21 protein-coding genes are annotated in these 19,691 nt (G+C 34.5%); 4 read left to right on the top strand and 17 right to left on the bottom strand.

Translation table 11 applies throughout. The features are described from left to right. Window position 1: 1 nt before the first annotated feature. The 6 genes from CWS20_RS21035 to CWS20_RS21010 all read right to left on the bottom strand — a co-directional run bounded on the left by CWS20_RS21035 (window position 2) and on the right by CWS20_RS21010 (window position 6,420). The gene (locus CWS20_RS21035; RefSeq protein WP_241504234.1) at window positions 2-781 is read right to left on the bottom strand and encodes an ABC transporter permease; all 780 of its coding nucleotides are present in this window, start codon (window positions 779-781) and stop codon (window positions 2-4) included. After that, entirely contained in the window at window positions 762-1,715 is a 954-nt protein-coding gene (locus tag CWS20_RS21030) for an ABC transporter ATP-binding protein (RefSeq protein WP_066193321.1), read from the bottom strand. Before CWS20_RS21030 ends, CWS20_RS21035 begins: the two co-directional genes overlap by 20 nt. A gap of 142 nt (window positions 1,716-1,857) precedes the next feature. After that, complete coding sequence (locus tag CWS20_RS21025; RefSeq protein ID WP_066193319.1) at window positions 1,858-4,308, bottom strand: ABC transporter permease; 2,451 nt, start codon at window positions 4,306-4,308, stop codon at window positions 1,858-1,860. Next, window positions 4,277-4,996, bottom strand: a complete 720-nt coding sequence (locus tag CWS20_RS21020) for an ABC transporter ATP-binding protein (RefSeq protein ID WP_066193317.1) — start codon at window positions 4,994-4,996, stop codon at window positions 4,277-4,279. Before CWS20_RS21020 ends, CWS20_RS21025 begins: the two co-directional genes overlap by 32 nt. 126 nt (window positions 4,997-5,122) lie before the next feature. Continuing rightward, window positions 5,123-5,614: a PadR family transcriptional regulator gene (locus CWS20_RS21015; RefSeq protein WP_066193315.1), complete on the bottom strand. Its 492-nt coding sequence runs from the start codon at window positions 5,612-5,614 to the stop codon at window positions 5,123-5,125. A gap of 140 nt (window positions 5,615-5,754) precedes the next feature. Beyond that, complete coding sequence (locus tag CWS20_RS21010) at window positions 5,755-6,420, bottom strand: DUF4097 family beta strand repeat-containing protein (protein ID WP_066193313.1); 666 nt, start codon at window positions 6,418-6,420, stop codon at window positions 5,755-5,757. Window positions 6,421-6,578: 158 nt separating this feature from the next. Between CWS20_RS21010 and CWS20_RS28420 the strand changes: the two genes are divergently transcribed. The 3 genes from CWS20_RS28420 to CWS20_RS21000 are packed head-to-tail and all read left to right on the top strand — an operon-like array spanning window position 6,579 to window position 8,177. Further along, window positions 6,579-6,731, top strand: a complete 153-nt coding sequence (locus tag CWS20_RS28420) for a hypothetical protein (protein ID WP_162840966.1) — start codon at window positions 6,579-6,581, stop codon at window positions 6,729-6,731. Window positions 6,732-6,747: 16 nt separating this feature from the next. Then, the gene (locus tag CWS20_RS21005; RefSeq protein WP_066193311.1) at window positions 6,748-7,485 is read left to right on the top strand and encodes a MerR family transcriptional regulator; all 738 of its coding nucleotides are present in this window, start codon (window positions 6,748-6,750) and stop codon (window positions 7,483-7,485) included. A 35-nt stretch (window positions 7,486-7,520) separates the two neighbouring features. After that, a complete protein-coding gene (locus tag CWS20_RS21000; protein WP_066193309.1) occupies window positions 7,521-8,177 on the top strand; it encodes a GAP family protein in 657 nt (218 codons plus the stop codon). A 57-nt stretch (window positions 8,178-8,234) separates the two neighbouring features. Here CWS20_RS21000 and CWS20_RS20995 read toward each other — a convergent pair whose 3' ends face one another. The 4 genes from CWS20_RS20995 to CWS20_RS20980 are packed head-to-tail and all read right to left on the bottom strand — an operon-like array spanning window position 8,235 to window position 11,552. Next, window positions 8,235-9,116 carry a glycine betaine ABC transporter substrate-binding protein gene (locus CWS20_RS20995; protein WP_066193308.1) on the bottom strand — a complete coding sequence of 294 codons (882 nt, stop codon included), beginning with the start codon at window positions 9,114-9,116 and terminating at the stop codon, window positions 8,235-8,237. Beyond that, window positions 9,113-9,967: an ABC transporter permease gene (locus CWS20_RS20990; RefSeq protein ID WP_066193307.1), complete on the bottom strand. Its 855-nt coding sequence runs from the start codon at window positions 9,965-9,967 to the stop codon at window positions 9,113-9,115. The genes CWS20_RS20995 and CWS20_RS20990 overlap by 4 nt, the downstream gene beginning before the upstream one ends. Continuing rightward, the gene (locus tag CWS20_RS20985) at window positions 9,967-10,866 is read right to left on the bottom strand and encodes a betaine/proline/choline family ABC transporter ATP-binding protein (protein WP_066193305.1); all 900 of its coding nucleotides are present in this window, start codon (window positions 10,864-10,866) and stop codon (window positions 9,967-9,969) included. Before CWS20_RS20985 ends, CWS20_RS20990 begins: the two co-directional genes overlap by 1 nt. Beyond that, entirely contained in the window at window positions 10,863-11,552 is a 690-nt protein-coding gene (locus tag CWS20_RS20980; protein ID WP_420868517.1) for a 4'-phosphopantetheinyl transferase family protein, read from the bottom strand. Before CWS20_RS20980 ends, CWS20_RS20985 begins: the two co-directional genes overlap by 4 nt. Window positions 11,553-11,870: 318 nt before the next feature. Here CWS20_RS20980 and CWS20_RS20975 point away from each other — a divergent pair, with 318 nt between their 5' ends. After that, complete coding sequence (locus CWS20_RS20975) at window positions 11,871-12,119, top strand: protein YuzH (RefSeq protein ID WP_066193302.1); 249 nt, start codon at window positions 11,871-11,873, stop codon at window positions 12,117-12,119. 47 nt (window positions 12,120-12,166) lie between these two features. On the opposite strand, the gene CWS20_RS20970 is transcribed toward CWS20_RS20975, so the two are convergent. From CWS20_RS20970 to CWS20_RS20940, 7 genes are all read right to left on the bottom strand, one after another. After that, complete coding sequence (locus CWS20_RS20970; RefSeq protein WP_411814300.1) at window positions 12,167-13,432, bottom strand: MFS transporter; 1,266 nt, start codon at window positions 13,430-13,432, stop codon at window positions 12,167-12,169. Between the two features lie 172 nt (window positions 13,433-13,604). After that, window positions 13,605-14,768 (bottom strand): homogentisate 1,2-dioxygenase, encoded by a 1,164-nt coding sequence (locus tag CWS20_RS20965; RefSeq protein ID WP_066193298.1) that lies wholly within the window; start codon window positions 14,766-14,768, stop codon window positions 13,605-13,607. Between the two features lie 21 nt (window positions 14,769-14,789). Continuing rightward, window positions 14,790-16,085 (bottom strand): fumarylacetoacetase, encoded by a 1,296-nt coding sequence (fahA, locus tag CWS20_RS20960; RefSeq protein WP_066193296.1) that lies wholly within the window; start codon window positions 16,083-16,085, stop codon window positions 14,790-14,792. Continuing rightward, a complete protein-coding gene (locus CWS20_RS20955) occupies window positions 16,082-17,032 on the bottom strand; it encodes a hypothetical protein (protein ID WP_066193290.1) in 951 nt (316 codons plus the stop codon). The genes fahA and CWS20_RS20955 overlap by 4 nt, the downstream gene beginning before the upstream one ends. Before the next feature lie 235 nt (window positions 17,033-17,267). Further along, complete coding sequence (locus tag CWS20_RS20950) at window positions 17,268-17,819, bottom strand: NADPH-dependent FMN reductase (protein WP_066193286.1); 552 nt, start codon at window positions 17,817-17,819, stop codon at window positions 17,268-17,270. Window positions 17,820-17,870: 51 nt separating this feature from the next. Next, window positions 17,871-18,899, bottom strand: coding sequence for an LLM class flavin-dependent oxidoreductase (locus tag CWS20_RS20945; protein ID WP_066193283.1), 1,029 nt, complete (start codon window positions 18,897-18,899; stop codon window positions 17,871-17,873). Window positions 18,900-19,110: 211 nt separating this feature from the next. After that, the gene (locus CWS20_RS20940) at window positions 19,111-19,458 is read right to left on the bottom strand and encodes a DUF3870 domain-containing protein (RefSeq protein WP_066193280.1); all 348 of its coding nucleotides are present in this window, start codon (window positions 19,456-19,458) and stop codon (window positions 19,111-19,113) included. Between the last annotated feature and the right edge of the window lie 233 nt (window positions 19,459-19,691).

Below are 19,691 nucleotides of genomic sequence, written 5' to 3'. Positions count from 1 at the left end.
GCTATTCAATTCTCCATTTTATATTTTTTAATATTAAGAAGTATGAAACAATAGTGAAAACAACTAATATTACTGAGTTAATTATGACACCCTTAGTAAGCCCATTAGATAATAACTCTCTCAATGCTTCAGCAACGTAAGTTGTAGGGAAAATTAAGGATAGCCAATATAAGATTTTAGGTAATTGCGAACTGTCAATTAATACAGGCGTTAAAAAACCTAAAAACATCATTAAACTAGGTAATACAATATTAGTTACTTGTGGGCTTGGTGACCAAAATCCAATAAAAACACCAAATCCTACTATACTCAAAATACTCAGTAAAATCAGCGGAATTATAAACCAATGAAAGCTCCAGTTTAAGTCATAAATGATTTCACCTATGATCGCTAATATTAAGAATGACGGGAAACTTGTGATTATACCCTTGATCAGATTTGCATAAATAAAAGAAACCTTACTAATAGGTAAAGTAGCATAAAAAACAAAATGCCCCCGGTGTTTTTGCCATGATAAATCTTGTGCAAGTAGATTAATACCTGTTATTATCAAGGCAAAAACCATATTCCCAGTTACAATCCTGAGTATCATTTCGTTTGTTGGATTCTCCACAAAAAAATGAAGTAACATTAAGGTTGTTAATGGAAATAGAGATGCTAACACAATGATTAGTATCCATTGTTCTCTTACATTTGCATACTGTATTCTAACTAAAATCCATAAATCAATGAACCATTGGCCTACACTCATTTTTTTTTGTTTATATTCCAATTGATTCACTAGTTTGTACACCTCCTTCCAAACGAAGATAAACATCTTCCAAAGTTGGAGGAACAAGTGAAAAATCAAAATCAAATTTCTCGTTTAAATTAGTGAGTTTATTAATAACATTAACTATTTCATCTTTTTGAATCAGTAATCTCAATTTATGATCAGTTAGTCTCTGCGGTCTCTTTTCGCTAAATGAAGTAAATAACTTGTTAGTAATTAAATTATCTGAAGTTGATAAATCTAATCTCATTCGCTGATCTATCCTATGCTTGAGCTGTTTTATCCCATCTAAAGCTACAATTTTTCCTTCGTTAATAATTGCTACTCTATCTACTACCTGTTCTGCTTCTAAAACATTATGTGTAACTAAAATGATAGTAGCTCCTTCTTTATTTTTATTAGTTATAATTTCCCATACTTTTTTCCTTTTCACTGGATCTAATTCATTTGTTGGTTCATCAAAAATAAGAACTTTTGGATTACCTGTTAACGTTAGAGCAACACTTATTAAACGCTTTTGTCCTCCTGATAGACTCTTAATATAGTCATTTTTATATTTTTCTAAGCCAATTTGTCTGATAAGCATATCTGCCTCTAAAATTGCAGAAGTTTTATTTAATCCTTTTAATCTACTAGAAAAATAAACTGATTCCCATACTCGCAAAGAAGTTATTGCATGTGGATCCTGAGCATAGTATGAAACATTTTCAGTGATAAACTTACTGTTAACTTGAATGTCTTCACCAAATAAATGTATATTCCCACTAGTAGGTTTAATTAATCCCATCATCTGTTTTATAAGTGTCGACTTACCTGCACCATTTGGTCCTAATAGTGCAATGATCTCTCCCTTATAAATCTCTAGATTAATATCCTTATTAGCAATAATATTTCGTGAAGGATATTTTTTCGTTATATTTTTTATATCGTAAATAATCTCCATAATATCTCCTTACTTTGAAGTTATATTAATAATCATATAAAGTAAGTAAGGATAAAACATCTGTAAATTACGCAATGTAACCCATTTATATGTAAATCAATAAAAAGCCCTCTTATTATTAAAGAGGGCTTTACAAAATAATTTAGTTTTCTTTCAACGCACTTAAAAGATTAATCTTTGCTGCAATATAAGATGGAATGATTGATGCAATTAATGATAGGAATATCCCTGCAGTTATTGCTAAAACTATGTTACTCCAAGGGATGATAAATGGCATATGCATTGCAGATGCATTAGATATAGAGTTTAGATATATTACAAATATGCCTAATAAAACGCCCATAATTATACCCGCAATACCTACAATTAAACCTTCTCCTATTATCATAGTTCTGACTTGTTTTGTGGTAAATCCAATTGCACGAATGGTACCGATTTCTCCTATTCGTTCCATTGTATTCATCAATAATGTATTACTTATACCTATACTGGAAAGCGCAATTACAATGATTAATAAAAACTGCATAACTTCATTCATTCCATCAAAGGAACTTTGAGAAGATTCAATTTGGTCTTCTACTAATGTAATCGTAGAAATGTATGTTGCAAAATCAGAGTTTAATTTCTCACGTAATTCATAAGGATTCCCTGAGTCACTTACACTTATCATAATTGTATTAATATCGTTCCAGTTAAAACTCTCTTTAAATTCATTTTCTGATATAAAACCCACATATCCTCCGTCTTGGGAAGTGTTAACTTTCCCCGATACCTGATATTCTCTTGTACCAGAAGGTGTATTTATAGTAATGCTATCATTAACTTCCCCACCCCATTCATCAAACGCTCTTTCACCTAATAGTATGGAGTTGGATGTAACATTGTCTTGACCTTCGAAAAGTTGATATTCTTCAGTATTTTTAGATGGTGTGCTCATAAGGTAGAATTCTTTAAATTCATTTTCAATTGTTTTCCAGGTCACCATTGTTTCTCTGAACCACTCAACACTTTCTACTTCAGTGTAACTATTTATTTTATTAATCGTTTCTTCATTTACAGGTTCTTCAAACTGTACTTGAATGTCCCCTCCAAAAGTCTGTCGAATCTCCTTTTCGAATCCGGAAGGAATTGATTCTAGAGCTGATCCGAGGAAAATTACTACAGCAATGCTTATTGCTAACATCGCTGATGTATTAGCATTGCGATTCGTATTAACTTTTATGTTACTAACAGATAACCTTCCTGGGTAACCAAGTATTTTTTCTATTAATGCAGCAAGCACTTTTGCAAGTGCCTTTATTACGGCTGGATATATTAATACAACTCCAAATAATAAGAATATATATCCTAAATAATTATCAACAAAACTTAATAAAATGAATGTAATTCCCAATAAATATCTGAGAATCCTTACTCTAAACCTAGAATTTTTATTTGAATTCCGCATTGCGTATATGATAGGCGTTTTAAAAGCAATGTACATTGGTATTCCAGAAATAATTATTGGGAATAACAAACCGATTAACCCTGATAAAATTGTTGCACTTTTCCAGTTTAGTGTGTAAACCATGGTATCTTGAAAAATTCCTAAGAGCATCTCTACAAACAAATCTGCAAATAAGACACCAATTGGTAATGCAATGGCAGTACCTAAAAGGGAGAGTAAAAAGACTTCAATAAAGACCAGTTTAAATACATTAAAATTTGTATATCCAAGGCTCTTCATAATAGAAAATTCTTTTTTTCGCTCAATAACACTAGAATAGATCATATTAAATATGATAAAACCACTTATAAAGAGAGATAGAATGGATACTAGATAAAAAACAGAATATAAACCTTCTACGTCATTATTTCTTAAATCATCAATAACAACAGGTTGAACATATAGTGGTGTCCCTTGTAATAATTCTTGATAATTTGATAACCAATTTTCATTATCACGATCTTTATGCTGCAATCGTATATAACTTATTTGGTTATCTCGGTTAGTCCAATCTTGAAGAGTAGCTAAGTCCATCATCACTCTAAAGGATCTGCCTTCTGCATCCTCCCAATTATTAGGACTAGCAAGCCAAGATGTAAAGCCAACAATCCCTGTTACTTCTATTTCACCTAACCCTTTAAATGTAACAGTATCTCCTATATCTTTATCCCATAGTTTAGCTGCATTCTCAGGTATAATTAACCCATTGCCTTTCAAACTACCTTTTGTTAATGGGAGTTTTAAAAGGTTGCTTTCTAAATCACTGACACCAGTTACCCTAACTGAAGTTTCAGCAGGAGCTTCAGGTTGATCTATTTCCACCAGTGTTTGTTTATCAAGGACACTTAAGCTATCCGATACGATAGATTGCTGCTTTATTTCTTCTACCTCATCTTCTGAAAAAGAATAATTTTTGCTTAATATCCAATAGTCAGCATCGCCTGCATAGATTTCTTCATAATACCTAAATGTATCTTTAACAGTATTATTAGCAACTAACATACTAGTTGTTAACAGGATGCCAAGTATTACTGCAATGAGTGTAAAGAAAAACCTTCTTTTATTTTTTGTTAAGTTACGCCAAGAAACTAGCCAAATATTCAGCATAGCCATGATCCTCCCTAGTTACTTCCTTTTCAATTAATCCGTCTTTGAACAAGATAATTTTATCTGCATAACCAGCTGCGAAGATATCATGAGTGACCATAATAATTGACTGCTTTCTTTGTTTATTGAATTTAGATAATAGATCCAGTATTTCCTCAGCACGTTTCCTATCTAAGTTTCCTGTTGGCTCATCAGCTAATAATATTTTGGGTTCGTGGATCAATCCTCTTGCTATAGATACCCTTTGCTGCTGTCCTCCACTTAAGAGGTTGGGCGATTTCTTTTCAAGACCTTCTAAACCAACTTCTTTTATAATGTTGATTATTTTCTCTTTATTGTTTTTGTCTTTCCTCCCGTCTGCATGAAGTGGAAAACCGATATTTTCTTCTACAGTTAACGTAGGTAATAATTGATAATTTTGAAAAATGAAGCCGATATCTTTTCTTCGTACAATCGTTCTTTGCTTTTCAGTTAATCCGGAAAAATCTTTTCCTTGTATTTTTACTTGGCCAGATGATGGTGTATCTAAACCACCTAACAGTTGCAATAGTGTACTTTTGCCCGAACCACTAGGTCCCATTATTGCTATAAATTCACCTTCCTTTATTGAAAGGTCAACTCCCTTGAGTACTTCTATCTTTTGATTACCTTGTTCAAAATGTTTAAATAATTGATTAACTGAAATCATAAATGTATCGCTCCTCTAAACTCAGATAATAAAAAAAGGATTTTTTTCAAATTTTTACTAAAAATATATACTCAGTATATATACTGAGTATATATATGTCAATAAAAAGAAATGTTAACTACATTTTTACATTTCTTCTTTTATATATTCCAGCCATTTCAAATCAGCTTCAAGGTGGAGCAGGCCTCCATATATAATTTTTTTAAAGTTTTTATTATCAATATTCTTCTTAAAGTCAGTAAGAATTAAAATTTGTTTAATTATTAACTCTTTCTGAGAATTAATCAACTCTTCTAAGCCTGTAAGCTGCTTATTTCCGGCCAATAAAAACTTCATGTATAGTTCTTCCCTTAGAAGGGGCCTCTTAATAGGAGTAGTTATCCAGTCTGACAATGCTTCTTTACCCTTTTCGGTAATTCTGTAAGCTATTCTTCCTTTATTGTTTTCACCCAAAGATTCTACTAGCCCATCCCTTTCTAATCGCTCCAGGGTTGAATAAACTTGACCAGGGTTTAACGGCCATTGATTTTGCACAAGATTGTTAAATTCAGTAATAATCTCATAGCCATGCATATCTTTATAATATAAGAAACCTAATATTGTAAATTTAACTGTCATGTAATTCCCTACTTTTCTATCCTTTATTTACTCTTTATATACTGAGTAAATATATTATTAGCTAAAAATGTTGGATATAGCAAGTGTTACTTTAAAAATAAAAAGTATTGGAATATATATGATACATTTAAAGTGATTTATTAATTTAAATTTATATTTCCTGATTTAGTTTCAATTTTCAACTTATTCTCTCCATTACCTGATGAACCTCGCAAGCCTTTTTTTGTTTGTGAATTTTCGTCTAGAGATAGGTTGATTGATTGTCTCCCACTGTTTGTACTGATATCTAAATCTAAATTTGGTTGTTCTTCATCAAAAAGTACTGATGCATTTCCGCTTGTCGTTACTAATTCTACATCACTATTTAATTCTATAAAATGAAGTTCAACATTACCACTGCTTGAATGTACCTCAAGTTCATTTTGAACAAGATCCTTTCCAGAAACATTGCCAGAAGATCCATCCAGAATTATTTTCCCTTTAAATTGGTCAGGTATTCTAACCTCTAAAGTTGGTTTTTTTCTAAGGTTAAATAAGCGTGTAATATCATTACCTAAATCAACTGATAACCGGTTTGAAGACTTATCTAATATTACACCTGGTCCATTATCATAAACGGTTAGATAGGTTTCAAGTTCACTTGTCTCGCTTGGTAGGAAATCAACATCGGTACTTGCATAATTTATCACGATTTCCTCAACATCTTCTATTGATTCTTTATTAACGACTACCTCCTCCTCTCCTGCTGAACAGCCAGTAAGAACAATTAATACTAAAAAAACACTTAAAATAAATTGTTTTAACATAAACTAACCTCCTTACATTCATTATATAAGGTGACGCAAGGTCACTTTCAAACTTTACGCAGTACAATGTTTAAATTAGTTGAAAGTGACCTTACGTCATCTTTTATACTATTATTATATCTTTGGCTTTATTACAAATTAGAAGGAGGAAATTTCTTTTGAAAAAAGAAGATATTATTATCTATGCGTGCGTGATTATCGGAGCAGGAATAGGTTTACTTTTTGATAATGCTCTTCCTGGGGTACTAGTTGGTTTAGGAGTAGGCTACTTATTTAAGACTCTATTTTTTAATAATACTAATAAAGAATAAGGAAGTAGGAATTAAATTGCTACATATTAACGAAGTGAAAAAGATGAGTGGTGTATCAGTTAGAACCTTAAGATATTATGACAAAATAGAGCTACTAAAGCCTGCATCAAAAACACAAGGAGGCCATAGATTATATTCAAATACTGAGTTAAAAAAATTACAGCAAATACAATTTTTAAAAACAATAGGATTTCAATTAAGTGAGATCAAAATTATGTTAGAGTCTGAGGAATGGGATTGGTCCATTAGTCTAATGAAGCAGCTATCTTATGTAATGAGTGAAAAGGACCGGCTCTCAAAGATAGAATTTAATTTAAGGGAACTAATAAATGGGATAGCCATTGAGGGAGAAGAATTTAGGATTAAAAAAATTATGAGTTTATATACTAGGGATTCAAAAGATGTTCTAACTTATGATAGAGAGGAATTAAATATTAAAAACTCGGAAGTACTAGAAAAACTTCCAAATATGACTAGTAGTGATCCAGATTCTTTAGAGTGGATTGCTCTACTAGGTCAATTAAAAAAACATATGCACCTTGGTTATAATGATACACGTATACAAAATATTATTAAGAGAATGGATGAAAAAAAGGGGGAAGATTTTAATGATGAAGATGCATTTTTAGATAAGCTTTGGGATATTAGAATGTCACCTGAGGAGTCAAAAAAACATAACCTTTATCCTATTGATCAAGAGGTCCTCAATTTTATGGAGAAAGCTTATATACATTACATCGCTAAAAAGGGATAGTCTTTTTAACACAATCTATCAAGGTGGAGGAATAAATGGGAACAGATCTTTTGGTTTATTTGGGTGGCCTTGCGCTTTTAGATACATTAAGCCCTACAATAATTGGTGTTACGCTATTTCTAATTTTAACAGATAATAAAAATTTAACTTCAAGATTATTTTCATATTTGTTTACGGTTGTGATTTTGTATTTCTCATTAGGTATAGTAATGATGTTAGGATTAAATTATATTATTGAAACATTCTCAAATATATTTCAAAACAAAATATTCAGTTGGATTATTTTTATTATAGGGATGTTTTTATTTGTGGCTAGCTTTTTTATCCCTACAAATAAAAAAAGTAATATTCCAAAGCCTAAAACTCACAGTATATTTTCAATTGTATTCATTGGTATTACAACTTTTTTAATTGAGGCAGGCACAGCTTTACCGTACTTTGCTGCTATTGGTTTATTAACAACAAATGATATACCTTTTTATCAATGGTTACCAATTATAGCCATATATAATATTATTATGATTCTACCAGCTATATTAATCTTTTTAGGTTATAAGTTATTTGGAAAGTGGATAAATTCAACCTTAGTTAACCTTCGTAATAAAATATCAAATAGTTCAAATTCAGCCCTATCTTGGATAATGTGCATAGTTGGATTAATATTAATTTTTAACACCATAGATTATCTATAATCTAATAAAGCCCTCTCAATTTAATGGGGGGCTCTTTAACAGATTAATTGTAGTTTTTTATTTTAGATCATCAATACTATCTATCTCAACATATTCTGGTACAACTAAACCTATTTTTGTCCCTTCAAGGTTTGCACCTAAATCAATAAATTCACCCTCAAATTTTTCATAGTAATCAGCATGAGTCAGTGGCAGCCAACCAGCTACATGGGCATCTAGACTACCATCTGCGATCCCTGCCCACATAGGACCGGCTTCAACTTGTTTTAACGTAACATCATAACCAATGTCAGAAAGCACCGCTGCTATTACATTCGTACTAGCTATCTCAGTATCCCAGGCAACATATCCTAAAATTAATTTATCATTGTCAACTTTCCTAATGCCTTCCTTCCATCTTGATACCAATTCTCCATTTTGATTAATCCATTCAGTAGCAACTTTTTCTGGTTCCCCACCGTTAATGATCTCCATCATTACTTCATTCATGGAATCTTCGGTCCAACTAAATTGTTCCAATAATTTAAATGCTGACGGGTGTTCAGCCTCTAGATTGACTTTTGTTATTGTATGTATGTTTTCCTTTTCTCCAAAAGAGCCTTTAGGATCTTCTAAATATTTTAGGTCATATTTAGAGAACTTCCAATGTGGGCTCCACCCAGTTACAATAATAGGTTCTTTCTTATCATATGCTCTTTTTAATTCTGCCGTCATTGCAGCACTGGATCCTTCTATTAATTTCCATTCAGATAACTCATAATCAGCAATAGCTTTCTCAGTAGCTTTCATGATACCGGCCCCAGGGTCAATTCCAATTATTTTATAATCCATATTCTCTCCAAGAGATTTATCGTTATTGGATACTTCTTCTGATGAACCACAAGCAGATAATCCTACTAATGTAAGCATTAATATAAAAGCAACTATTTTTCTTTTCATAACCTTCCTCCATCTTTCCATTTTATTATAGATAACTTTTGGGTTATCCTATCCAAAAAGATTGCAAGAATAACTATTACTATTCCAGCTTCAAATCCCTTGCCTATTTCAATTTGAGTCACCGCACGATATACCTCAGCCCCTAGACCCGGTGCTCCTACCATGGAAGCTATTACAACCATAGATAAGGACAGCATTATACATTGGTTAATACCAGCCATTATTGTAGGCATTGCTAAAGGAATTTGTATTTTAAACAGCAACTGATGTGTTTTTGTACCGAAAGAATGTCCTACTTCAATAATTTCTTTAGGTACTTGTTTTATACCTAAAATAGTTAATTTAATAACGGAGGGTAAGGAGAAAATTATTGAGGCAACTATGCCAGGTACAACTCCAATACTAAAGAAAAAAATAGCAGGAATTAAATAAACAAAGGCTGGCATAGTTTGCATAAAATCAAGGATCGGTAATGTAAATTTAGATAATTGTTTATGTTGAGATGATATAATACCAATCGGTATTCCGAGTAAAATTGATATTATTACTGATACAAAAACCAAGCTAAATGTTTCTATCATGGGAAGCCAATACCCTAAATTCAATATTATAGAGAAACCTATCAATGTGAATATGCTCATGTATACACTTACTAAAATATAAGCAATTATTGATAATATTATTATTAGGACTATAGGATTAATCAGTGTTAGAACATAAATAATTAAATTAATACAATTATCAATAAGTAAAGAGAATCTATCAAATATACTTGAGAAATTTATTGTAATCCATTCTACTGTTTGATCGATTGTGTCTGCAATAGATATTTTAAAATGTCCTTTTTCCATTACTTTACCGTCTCTAATAATTTTTCTATTTGCGTATTATATTTTTTTATTAACTTTTCTTTAGCTTCAGAAGTTAATGAATGAAAAAAACTAGCGCTTATTAATTTCTGAAGGTTTATATCATTAGTTAATTTTTTAACATATTCATTAATTGGTTCTAACAATATTTCTTCAGGCTTACCTACTTGAATCACCTTTCCTTGCGACATTACTCCAATTCTATCCCCAATTTTTAATGCTTCATCAATATCGTGCGTAATAAAAACTATTGTTTTTGATAATTTAGATTGTAAATCTAGCAATTGATTTTGAAGATCCCTTTTAATAATTGGATCTAATGCACTGAAAGCTTCGTCCATTAAAATGATGTCAGTGTCATTTGCTATTGCTCTAGCTAGCCCTACTCTTTGTTGCATACCACCACTAAGCTGGTGAGGATAATGGTATTCATAACCATTTAACCCTACTAATCGCAGACTTTCCTTTGCCTTTTTTATCCGTAATGATTTTTTGACACCTTGTACTTCTAAACCGAATTCAATATTACTAATGACAGTTCTATGAGGTAATAATGATATGCTTTGAAAAACCATACTAATCTTTTTTTGGCGTATAGTTAGCATTTCATTATGACTCATCTTTTGTGTATTACGACCTTCAATCAATACTTCTCCTTCTGTTGGTATAACTAAATTGTTTATCATACGTAGTAAAGTCGATTTTCCACTTCCTGAAGAGCCAATTAATACAAAAATTTCACCCTTATATATATTCAAATTTACATCACTTACTGCAAGATCCTCATGATTCTCCTTTAAGTTTGTATTTTTTTTTCTATTAGCAATTGAAAAATCCTTAGTCACATTTTTTAATCCTATGATACAAGATTCATACTTCATGCCGTTACACCGTCTGATTTTAATAAATATTCCGAATTATAAATAGATAATTTATTATAGTCTTTGTTACAGTTTAAAAGCGTTATACTGCCAATCATATCTTCAATTTGAAAATCTAACATTTGATGTCGAATTTGAGGTTTATCCGGATATTTAATAATGTAAGGTCTTTTAGCCCAATCGGAAACTTCTAATCGGGATAAGTCAATATTCAATCCAATACCCAATGCTTTAACAATTGATTCTTTTCGTGTCCAATACTTCAAAAGAGCCAAAGTCTTATTTTCTTCTTTAATGGTCTTCTTTTCATTTTCCGACAAAGTACTAAACAAGAAATCTAAGTCTTTATTTTGATTTAAGTTTTCTATATCAATTCCAATCTCATATAGACTTAATCCAATGACTACGTGTTTGCTTGTATGTGATATATTGAACTTTATCATTTGATTTTCCCCAGTTAGATAGGGTTTGCCATGAGGCTCACCACACGTCTTACAATCCCTATTAATTTTTATACTTTTTGGGGAGTCTTCCGTATATAGAGCTAGTACGTCTCTCAAGAAAGTAAAAGTTACTGCTGCGTTTTCTTTATCTTTTTTAAAACTAAGGCTACCTATTCTTTGTAGCTCCACTTCACTCAAGTTATCGATATTCTTTTTATATGTATCTAATTTAGCCCACCAAATATGACAATCATTTTTAGATAGTAAACCTATATTAATCTTCCCCTTCCAAATATTTTCCCTATATCTATATGATATATCTTTGATGGTACTTTCGCTATTGCGTTAATTACTAGTTTTTTCTTAAAAAAATATAATATATGCTCAAACCACTTCGGTGAACTAAAAATCTTTCGAGATAATAGCTGATTTTATGTTAAAAATAATTTCAATGTAAGCCAAGTTTCATTAAAAATACAATATATAATTACTCCCCCTATGGTTGACGTCCTACATAATGGGGTAGTAAAAAAAAAGGCGGTTCAACGGAGGTGTCCCCTCTTGCAAATAATAAAATATGGCTATAAAAAGAATGGCCGGATGGAATTCCTTTATGATAAGTTCCCTCAATCGAAAGTACTGCTCTCTCCTATTAAGGGCTACCTGTTTGTAAAAAGCGTTCGCTGGAATCGGGATGATCCCATAGTCACAAGAGAGGATTTGGAGGAGATGGAATGGCTGGCGAACGATATCATGGGAACGTTGGAATTTTATGAATCAAGGAAGAATGCTCGGAAGCAAATCAGGTGAGTGATTGAGCTCACCTGATTAAATTTAGCATTGGGCTTTCTACCAACTTAAACAATCTCGCCTTTTTTACTTGGTGTTAAGAATATTCCTAAAGTTGCCACTAATCCAGCAATGACAAATGTGTAGAAGCTCCAAATTAAATCAACATTCATACTTAATAAGAAGCCAACTAGCACTGGTCCAGATATCGCTCCTATTCTTCCTATACCAAGTCCCCAGCCTAATGCAGTCGCTCTTGACTGTGCGGGATAGTACTTCGTCACAAAAGCATTCAGGATTTGTGTGCTCCCAACAGCACCGAAGCCGGCAATCCCTACTAATAAATATGTTACTCCAATTGGAGGCGCTCCTAATGTTAACAGGAATGCACAAACCGCTGCCAAAGAGTAAGAAACTCCAATGACCCTTTTCGAACCCCAGCGATCAGCTATCGCACTTGCCAGCAATGCTCCAATTCCTGCAGTTAAGTTCATTACAAGCAGGAAAGATAAGCTGGAATGCAATGAGTAGCCTAATTCCTTCATGATTTGGGGGAGCCAAGTGTTTAATCCGTACACTAAATAAAACCCCATGATATACGTTAACCAAATAAAGATTGTTGGTCTAATATATTCCTTCGAAAAAAGACCTTTTATAGACTTCTTTTCTGATACTGTGTCTTTTTTTCCATTTTGCAGTTGTTCTTCAAAAAATGAAATATTCATTTGATAACGCTTACAAATTACTTCTGCCTCTTTATGACGATTTTTTGATAAGAGGAAGCTTACTGATTCTGGCAGATATTTAATCATTATCGGGACAATTAATAGTGGCAGAGCTCCAATCCAAAACATAAATCTCCACCCTAATGAATCAAGAAGAAGAATGGCTAATATTGCTCCTAATACTGTTCCAAACGAATAGCCAGAGAACATGAGAGAATAATTAAGTGTCCGTCGATGTGGAGGAGAGTATTCGATGGCAAGAGCAGATGCAGTGGGAATGACCCCGCCTAATCCAATGCCACCAATGAAACGAAAAAACCCGAACATTGCCGGTGATGTAGCCATCGCACAAGCTACCATTGTAAGAGAGAATAATATGATACAAAATATTAATGTCCACTTTCTACCTAATAAATCTGTGACCGTGCCTACAAGGATGGCTCCAAACAGCATGCCAAAAAGGGCATAGCTTCCAATCGTACCTGCTTGAGCAGGTGTAAGATTCCATGGCTGATATTCTAATAAACTTGGCAGTACAGCACCATAAATCCCTAAGTCATAACCATCTGCCAGAATGCTAAAAAAACATATACCTAAAATAAAATACATTAACTTGCTAGGAACTCCGTTTTTCCCGTGATGCGCGACATCTGCTTGTCCATTTTTAGATATGCTTTTGATTGCCTGACTCATTCCACTTCACTCCCTTGAATTGTAATTTAGGCTGTTACCTACTTAACCAGATAGTAACAGCCTAGAAAAAATCACTATATTTATGAAGCTATTTATTCTCTACCCAGCTATATTTATAATTTTCGTCCTCGAGCTTTTGTGCTTTCTCCACTACTTTTAAAGGCCTGAAGGTGTCTATCATTACCGCAAGTTCCAATGTTTCTTTTTTTCCGATGCTTGCTTCTACTTTTCCTGGATGAGGTCCATGTGGAATGCCTGATGGATGCAAAGTAATCGATTCTTCCTTTACTCCTTTACGACTCATAAAATTCCCTTCCACATAATACAATACTTCATCACTATCAACGTTACTATGGTAGTAAGGAGCAGGAATGGCCTCTGGATGGTAATCATAAAGCCTTGGTACAAATGAGCAAACGACAAAATTGTGGCCTTCAAACATCTGATGAACCGGAGGCGGCTGATGTATTCTACCTGTAATCGGCTCAAAGTCGTCAATATTGATGATCCATGGATATAAAAAGCCGTCCCATCCAACTACATCAAGAGGATGGTGCGCGAAATAATGGGAATGAAGAAAGCCTCTCGATTTTGTCCGAACTTCGTATTCACCTTCTTCAACGTTGGTAGCTAACTTCTCCGGTCCTTTCATATCCCGTTCACAAAAAGGACTGTGTTCCAGCAGTTGGCCAAATTCATTCCGATATCGTTTTGGAGTAGTAATCCAACTGTTCGTTTCTATGACCAATAATTTTGAAGGCCCTGCATGAGGTTCAATCCGATAGATGGTGCCGACCGGAATGATAATATAATCACCTTGCTTATACTCAAGTACACCAAAAGTTGTTTCTATTTTCCCTGTTCCATGATGGACAAAGAGCAATTCATCACCATCACTATTGCGATAAAAATAATCCATATTTACTGAAGGATTAGCAATACCAATTAACAAATCATCATTGCCGAGAATGTATTCTCTTCCCAATACCGCATCACTCGCTGTATTGGCTGCATTGTCTGTATAAAAGTGACGCGGGCGCAAAGCTCCTTGATTTTCATAGTGAATTTGACTATTACTATGCAACTCGGTTTTATAAAATTGAGTGGGTGGGTTATGGTGGTAGAGAATAGATTGAATACCTGAAAATCCTTTTGTTCCCATCACTTGTTCTCTAAATAAAGATCCATCCTCTTTTCTGAAGATTGTATGCCTTTTTCTTGGAATCTCTCCTAAATGCATATACCGTGCCATACCGGATAACCTCCTCCTTTTTTAAAAATAAGATAAATGATTTTTCTTTAAGACTTTATCTTTATCCAATGCCGGTTCTATAACCGCCTTCACTTCTCCAAATCCGACTCTGTAATTTTCTCCCTGACACCATCCGATCATTGTAAGCTCATCGCCATCCTGCAGCCATTCTCTGCTCTCTTCTTCATTTAATTGAATCGGGTCTGTGCCTCTCCAAGCTAACTCCAGTAAGCTTCCTCTTGATTGTTTATCAGCACCGCTGATTGTACCCGAAGCTAATAAATCGCCGCTGTTTAAATTGCAACCAGCAATTGTGTGATGGGCAACCTGCTGAGCAATGCTCCAATATAAATGTCGATAATTGCTCGAGCAGATTTTTTTGGCTTCACTCATTTTATTGCTGCGCAAATACACCTCGAGATTAATATCAAACGATCCCTTTCCATTCTGTTCTAAGTATTGCAGAGGCTTGGGCTTTTGGTCAGGTCCTTTAGTCCGAAACGGCTCCAAAGCTTCCATTGTTACCACCCATGGTGATATGGATGTTGCAAAGCTTTTCGCTAAAAAAGGCCCTAGCGGCTGATATTCCCATGCTTGAATATCGCGCGCACTCCAATCATTTACCAATACCATTCCAAACACATGTTGTTCTGCTTCATCTACTGAAATCGGATTGCCACGATCATTTCCTGTTCCGATAAAGCAGCCCATTTCCAGCTCAAAGTCCAGTTGTCTACACTGCTCAAAAATCGGCGCACTATCAGGCGGTTTAATTTGGCCAAGCGGGCGTCTAACCGCTTCGCCAGATAATACCACTGAGCTTGCCCTGCCGTGATATCCTACTGGTAAATGCGTCCAATTGGGCATTAAAGCATTCTCCTTGCCGCGAAACATGACCCCAACATTTGTTGCATGTTCTTTGGAAGCATAGAAATCTGTGTAATCTCCAATTTCAACTGGCAAATGTAGCTGTACTTTGCTGGAAGGAATGAACACAAGCTTGCGTAATTGTTCATCATCTCTCAGCTCAGGCTCACTCTCTGACAACAGCGATTGGAGCTTTTTTCGAATGCCACTCCAAGCTTTATCGCCTAATTTCATCAAATCATTAAGAGATGTCTTATTGAAAACGGTTGTTTCTGTCGCTATTACACCCTTAAAAAACCCTTTGTTTTCTAATATCGATAAATCCAGAACATACTCGCCAATCGCCGTACCCACTCGTAAATTTTGATTTTCCTCTGTGCTAAAAATGCCATAAGGTAAGTTTTGTATTGGAAAATGGGAAGTTTCATGTACTTCAATAAAAGACTTCATTTGATGACCTCCTGTCGGTTGCTTAATTCTAATAATTCCATTCTTGGTTCATCAAAGCTGCAGCTGCCAAATGAACATAACAAATTTTCCCTCATCCATTTTATTTCTGTATGTTGTAGAACGATGTCTTTCCATCCTATGCCGTGATTCGCAAGGATAAAATTTGCGCTGTTCTCGTCAACAATCACTTCCTCGATACCATTAACCCCCAATCCTTTTTTATAAGCAATCATTCCAGCCATAAATATGTTTAAAAAACCATGCATTTTCGTGTTTACTTCCTCTCGATACATTCGAATAGGATGATGCAAACCAGCAGTAAATTTCAAAGGTATTTTTCTTTTCACACATACGGATACAACAGAAGCTACTTTTTCCGTACTCGGAAACATTTTCGCTTCAATGCCACCAGTACGAAGCTTTACTCCTAATTTGTTCCGACCCTGCTGATTAAATTCTGATATCGCATCTACTTGCTTTCGCCAATCCTCATTGTTTAATAACGTCAACTCACAGTATGCTTTTGCATTTATTCTCTTTGCTCCATTAGCAATTTGCTGTAATAAGCTCTTTGTAGGTATAGCTGAAGGAAAGGGGATTTCAATCGCAGCTACTCGCGCCCAGTCACGATATTTATTTTGGTAAAAGAAAATTTGCTTTAATTCTTCATCTAGTTGGGAAACACATTCCTCTTCTGTCGCTGACTTTTTTCCGGTAAGAGACAAGGTTAACTTTTTTTGATTCATAAATAAATTTGAGTGAGCTTGAAGTTCGCATAATTTAGCTATAGGTAGAATAAACGTTTTAAGTATCCATGCGTCATCACTTTGAATATCTTTTGCATAGATTGCTATTGCGTCTTTTAATGCAAGATTTGCAGGTGGAAACAAACCTGCATAATCAATTAAACCTTCCATTAAAGCGTAGAGATTAGGGTTTTCTTTCATTCTCTCACTTCCTCTGTTGTTTAATCGTTTATATAAATGGCTACACTTTTCCTCTGTGAAGAGGTCGTAAATGAGACCGGTCACGAAGATAACATGCATTTATCTCTGTGAACGGGCCCGAAAACATCTCGGTCTCGGAGATAAAACGCATAAATCTACGTGAAGCGGTCCAAAAAGAGACCGGCCACGAAGATAATATGGATAGTGTCATATCTGGGCAGACTTCGTTTATTTTTTATACTTTTACGAGTTTTCTCCCAAGACCGTACTGCATGTGAACAAGCTCATCTGCTAATTCTCGAATCCGCAGAATGATTTCTTCGTTTTGTATTTCATTTTCAGGACTGAAATGAGTTGTATGAGCATACACATAGCTTGGTGCGACAAAAGCACGCAAGTACCCAGCTATTGGTTTTAACTGATTTTCAATCATTAAATAATGCTGATAAGTCCCTCCGTTGGCTGTAAACCCCATGACTTTATGACGGAATACATCTGGTGGAATTAAATCGATTAAATTTTTTAATGGAGCTGGAATGGAACTATTAAAAATAGGCGAGCCGATTACATAAAAATCTGCCTGAGTTACTTTTGCTATCGCGCTCCTTGTATCTTCGTTATAATCATCCATTCTTCTGCCATCACAAAATTCAATTTGATAATCTCTTAAATCCAACATGTCTATTTCAACATCAGGATGCCTTTGCTTTACTTCTTCCAATATAGCTTTAACAAGCACTGACGTTTTAGCACCTAGTATTGTGCCTGATATCCCTAGTAACTTCATGAGCAACTCCTCACTTTCCAAGTTATTTTAGATAGGATGGTCATTCGACTATCATGCCTTTTGAGGAGTTTTCAATATTTCTTGTTGAAATGCCGGCATCACTTCTTTTGCGATTAACTCTAGTGATTTCAGCACTCTTTCATGAGGCAAGCCTCCAAAATTCATCAGCATCATAATATGATCACAGCCGGCTTCCTGGTATTTCCTCAGCATGTCAATAACATCTGTCGGCGAGCCAATCAACACCTGCTCCCTGTCTCTTAAATCTTCATATTTCGCACTCTTTCCGTACATGCGCGTATCCAAATACAAATCAAGATGCGGTTTCGCTATCGCCACAGCTTCTTCTGTCGTTTCCGCCACATACGTATGAAGTGCGAGAGGAATTTTTACTTTTGCTTCGTCATGTCCTGCATTTCGATAGGTTTCTTTATAGCTGTCAATTATGTCCTTAAGTTCAGAAATTGAATTACATGCTACATATGGGACACCGCTAATGTTATAGCCCATTTGCCCTACATGCTTCGCGCCATTATGAGTTAAAGTGCCGATCCAAAGCGGAACCTTCTTCTGTTTTGGAAGAATCTCAAGCTTTACATCATTAAATTGGTAATAGTCCCCCTTATGTGAGAACTTTTCACCTTTCCAAGCTTTTTCAATCACAGCAAGTGAATCGTTAAATCTTAATGCTTTGTCTTTTCCCTGTACGTTAAAGCCAATAAATTCATGAGGAAGATAGCCGCTTCCCAAGCCTAAATTTAGCCGTCCATTGCTCAATACATCTACTAATGCATAGTCCTCTGCAACTTGAATAGGATTCTTAAACGGCAAAGTCACAATAGCTGTGCCTAAGCGAATGTCTTTCGTGCGTTCTGCTGCAATGGCTAGGAATGTTTGCGGCGATGTTAGAATGCCATACTCGCTGAAATGATGCTCCGCAAACCAAGCAGCATGAAAACCTAGTTGATCAGCAACCACCGTTTGATCCAGCACCTCGTTTATTAATTGCGCTGGTGTCCTTTCAAAGGATGAATCGTGATTTTGATAATTGTCGAAAACAGTAAATAGACCAAATTCCATCTTGCAAAACCTCCAATAGTTTATTTTTTACAAGCAAAAAGCCAGCAGCAATAGGAAATAAAACAAGGTAAAAATACCTTCTTAATTACTTCCTTATTGCCACTGGCTAATTATCCACTTTGTGAGGTTCGGTCCATGCCCTTGCCTAGGTAGATATCCCAGTTACACACTAGCTTTATGTTGTTAAGATGATTATATTACTAATTTTCTGTTAATTGCAAGCGTTTTCCTTCATGAGATAAATCTTTTGCTCTTGATAGCTTTTTCTCGCTGCTAAAAGTGCTTGTATAACGGCTTTCTTTGGTGGGACAACAAACCTTTTTTCTATATCATCAATAATCACATCAATTAGTTCTATCGACTTCCCCACCAATAATGCACTGACAAAATCATTCGTTAATTCTTTTATAAATGTAAAAGTAGCCTTTTCGATGATATCGGTCTCTACATCAATCATAAGTATACATCCGATGGTCTTTTGCACTTCAAATACGGGTGTACCCTTAGGTAGCTGTGCAAAGCCTGTAACTAATATATGACTGTCTTTAATCCCATTCATTTTAGCCAACTCCTTATTACTTGCATTAATAGAATATATCTTTATTAGTATATTATTAGAAACAATCAGACAATACAACGAATAAATCATAATCATCTATTCCGAAGTCGTTATCATTATTCCTCATTGCATGAGGAATGCGAACGAATTGGTAGATTAGGTGCAGAATGTGACTTAAGCCTTTTCAGGGAAAATAAAAGCCGATCCCCGCAAATGAAGTGACCCCTAAAAGT

The organism is Cytobacillus horneckiae (assembly GCF_002835735.1).
Lineage (GTDB): Bacteria > Bacillota > Bacilli > Bacillales > Cytobacillaceae > Cytobacillus > Cytobacillus horneckiae.
The sequence above is the reverse complement of the archived record's forward strand: the minus strand, read 5'-3'. Positions and strand labels throughout refer to the sequence as shown.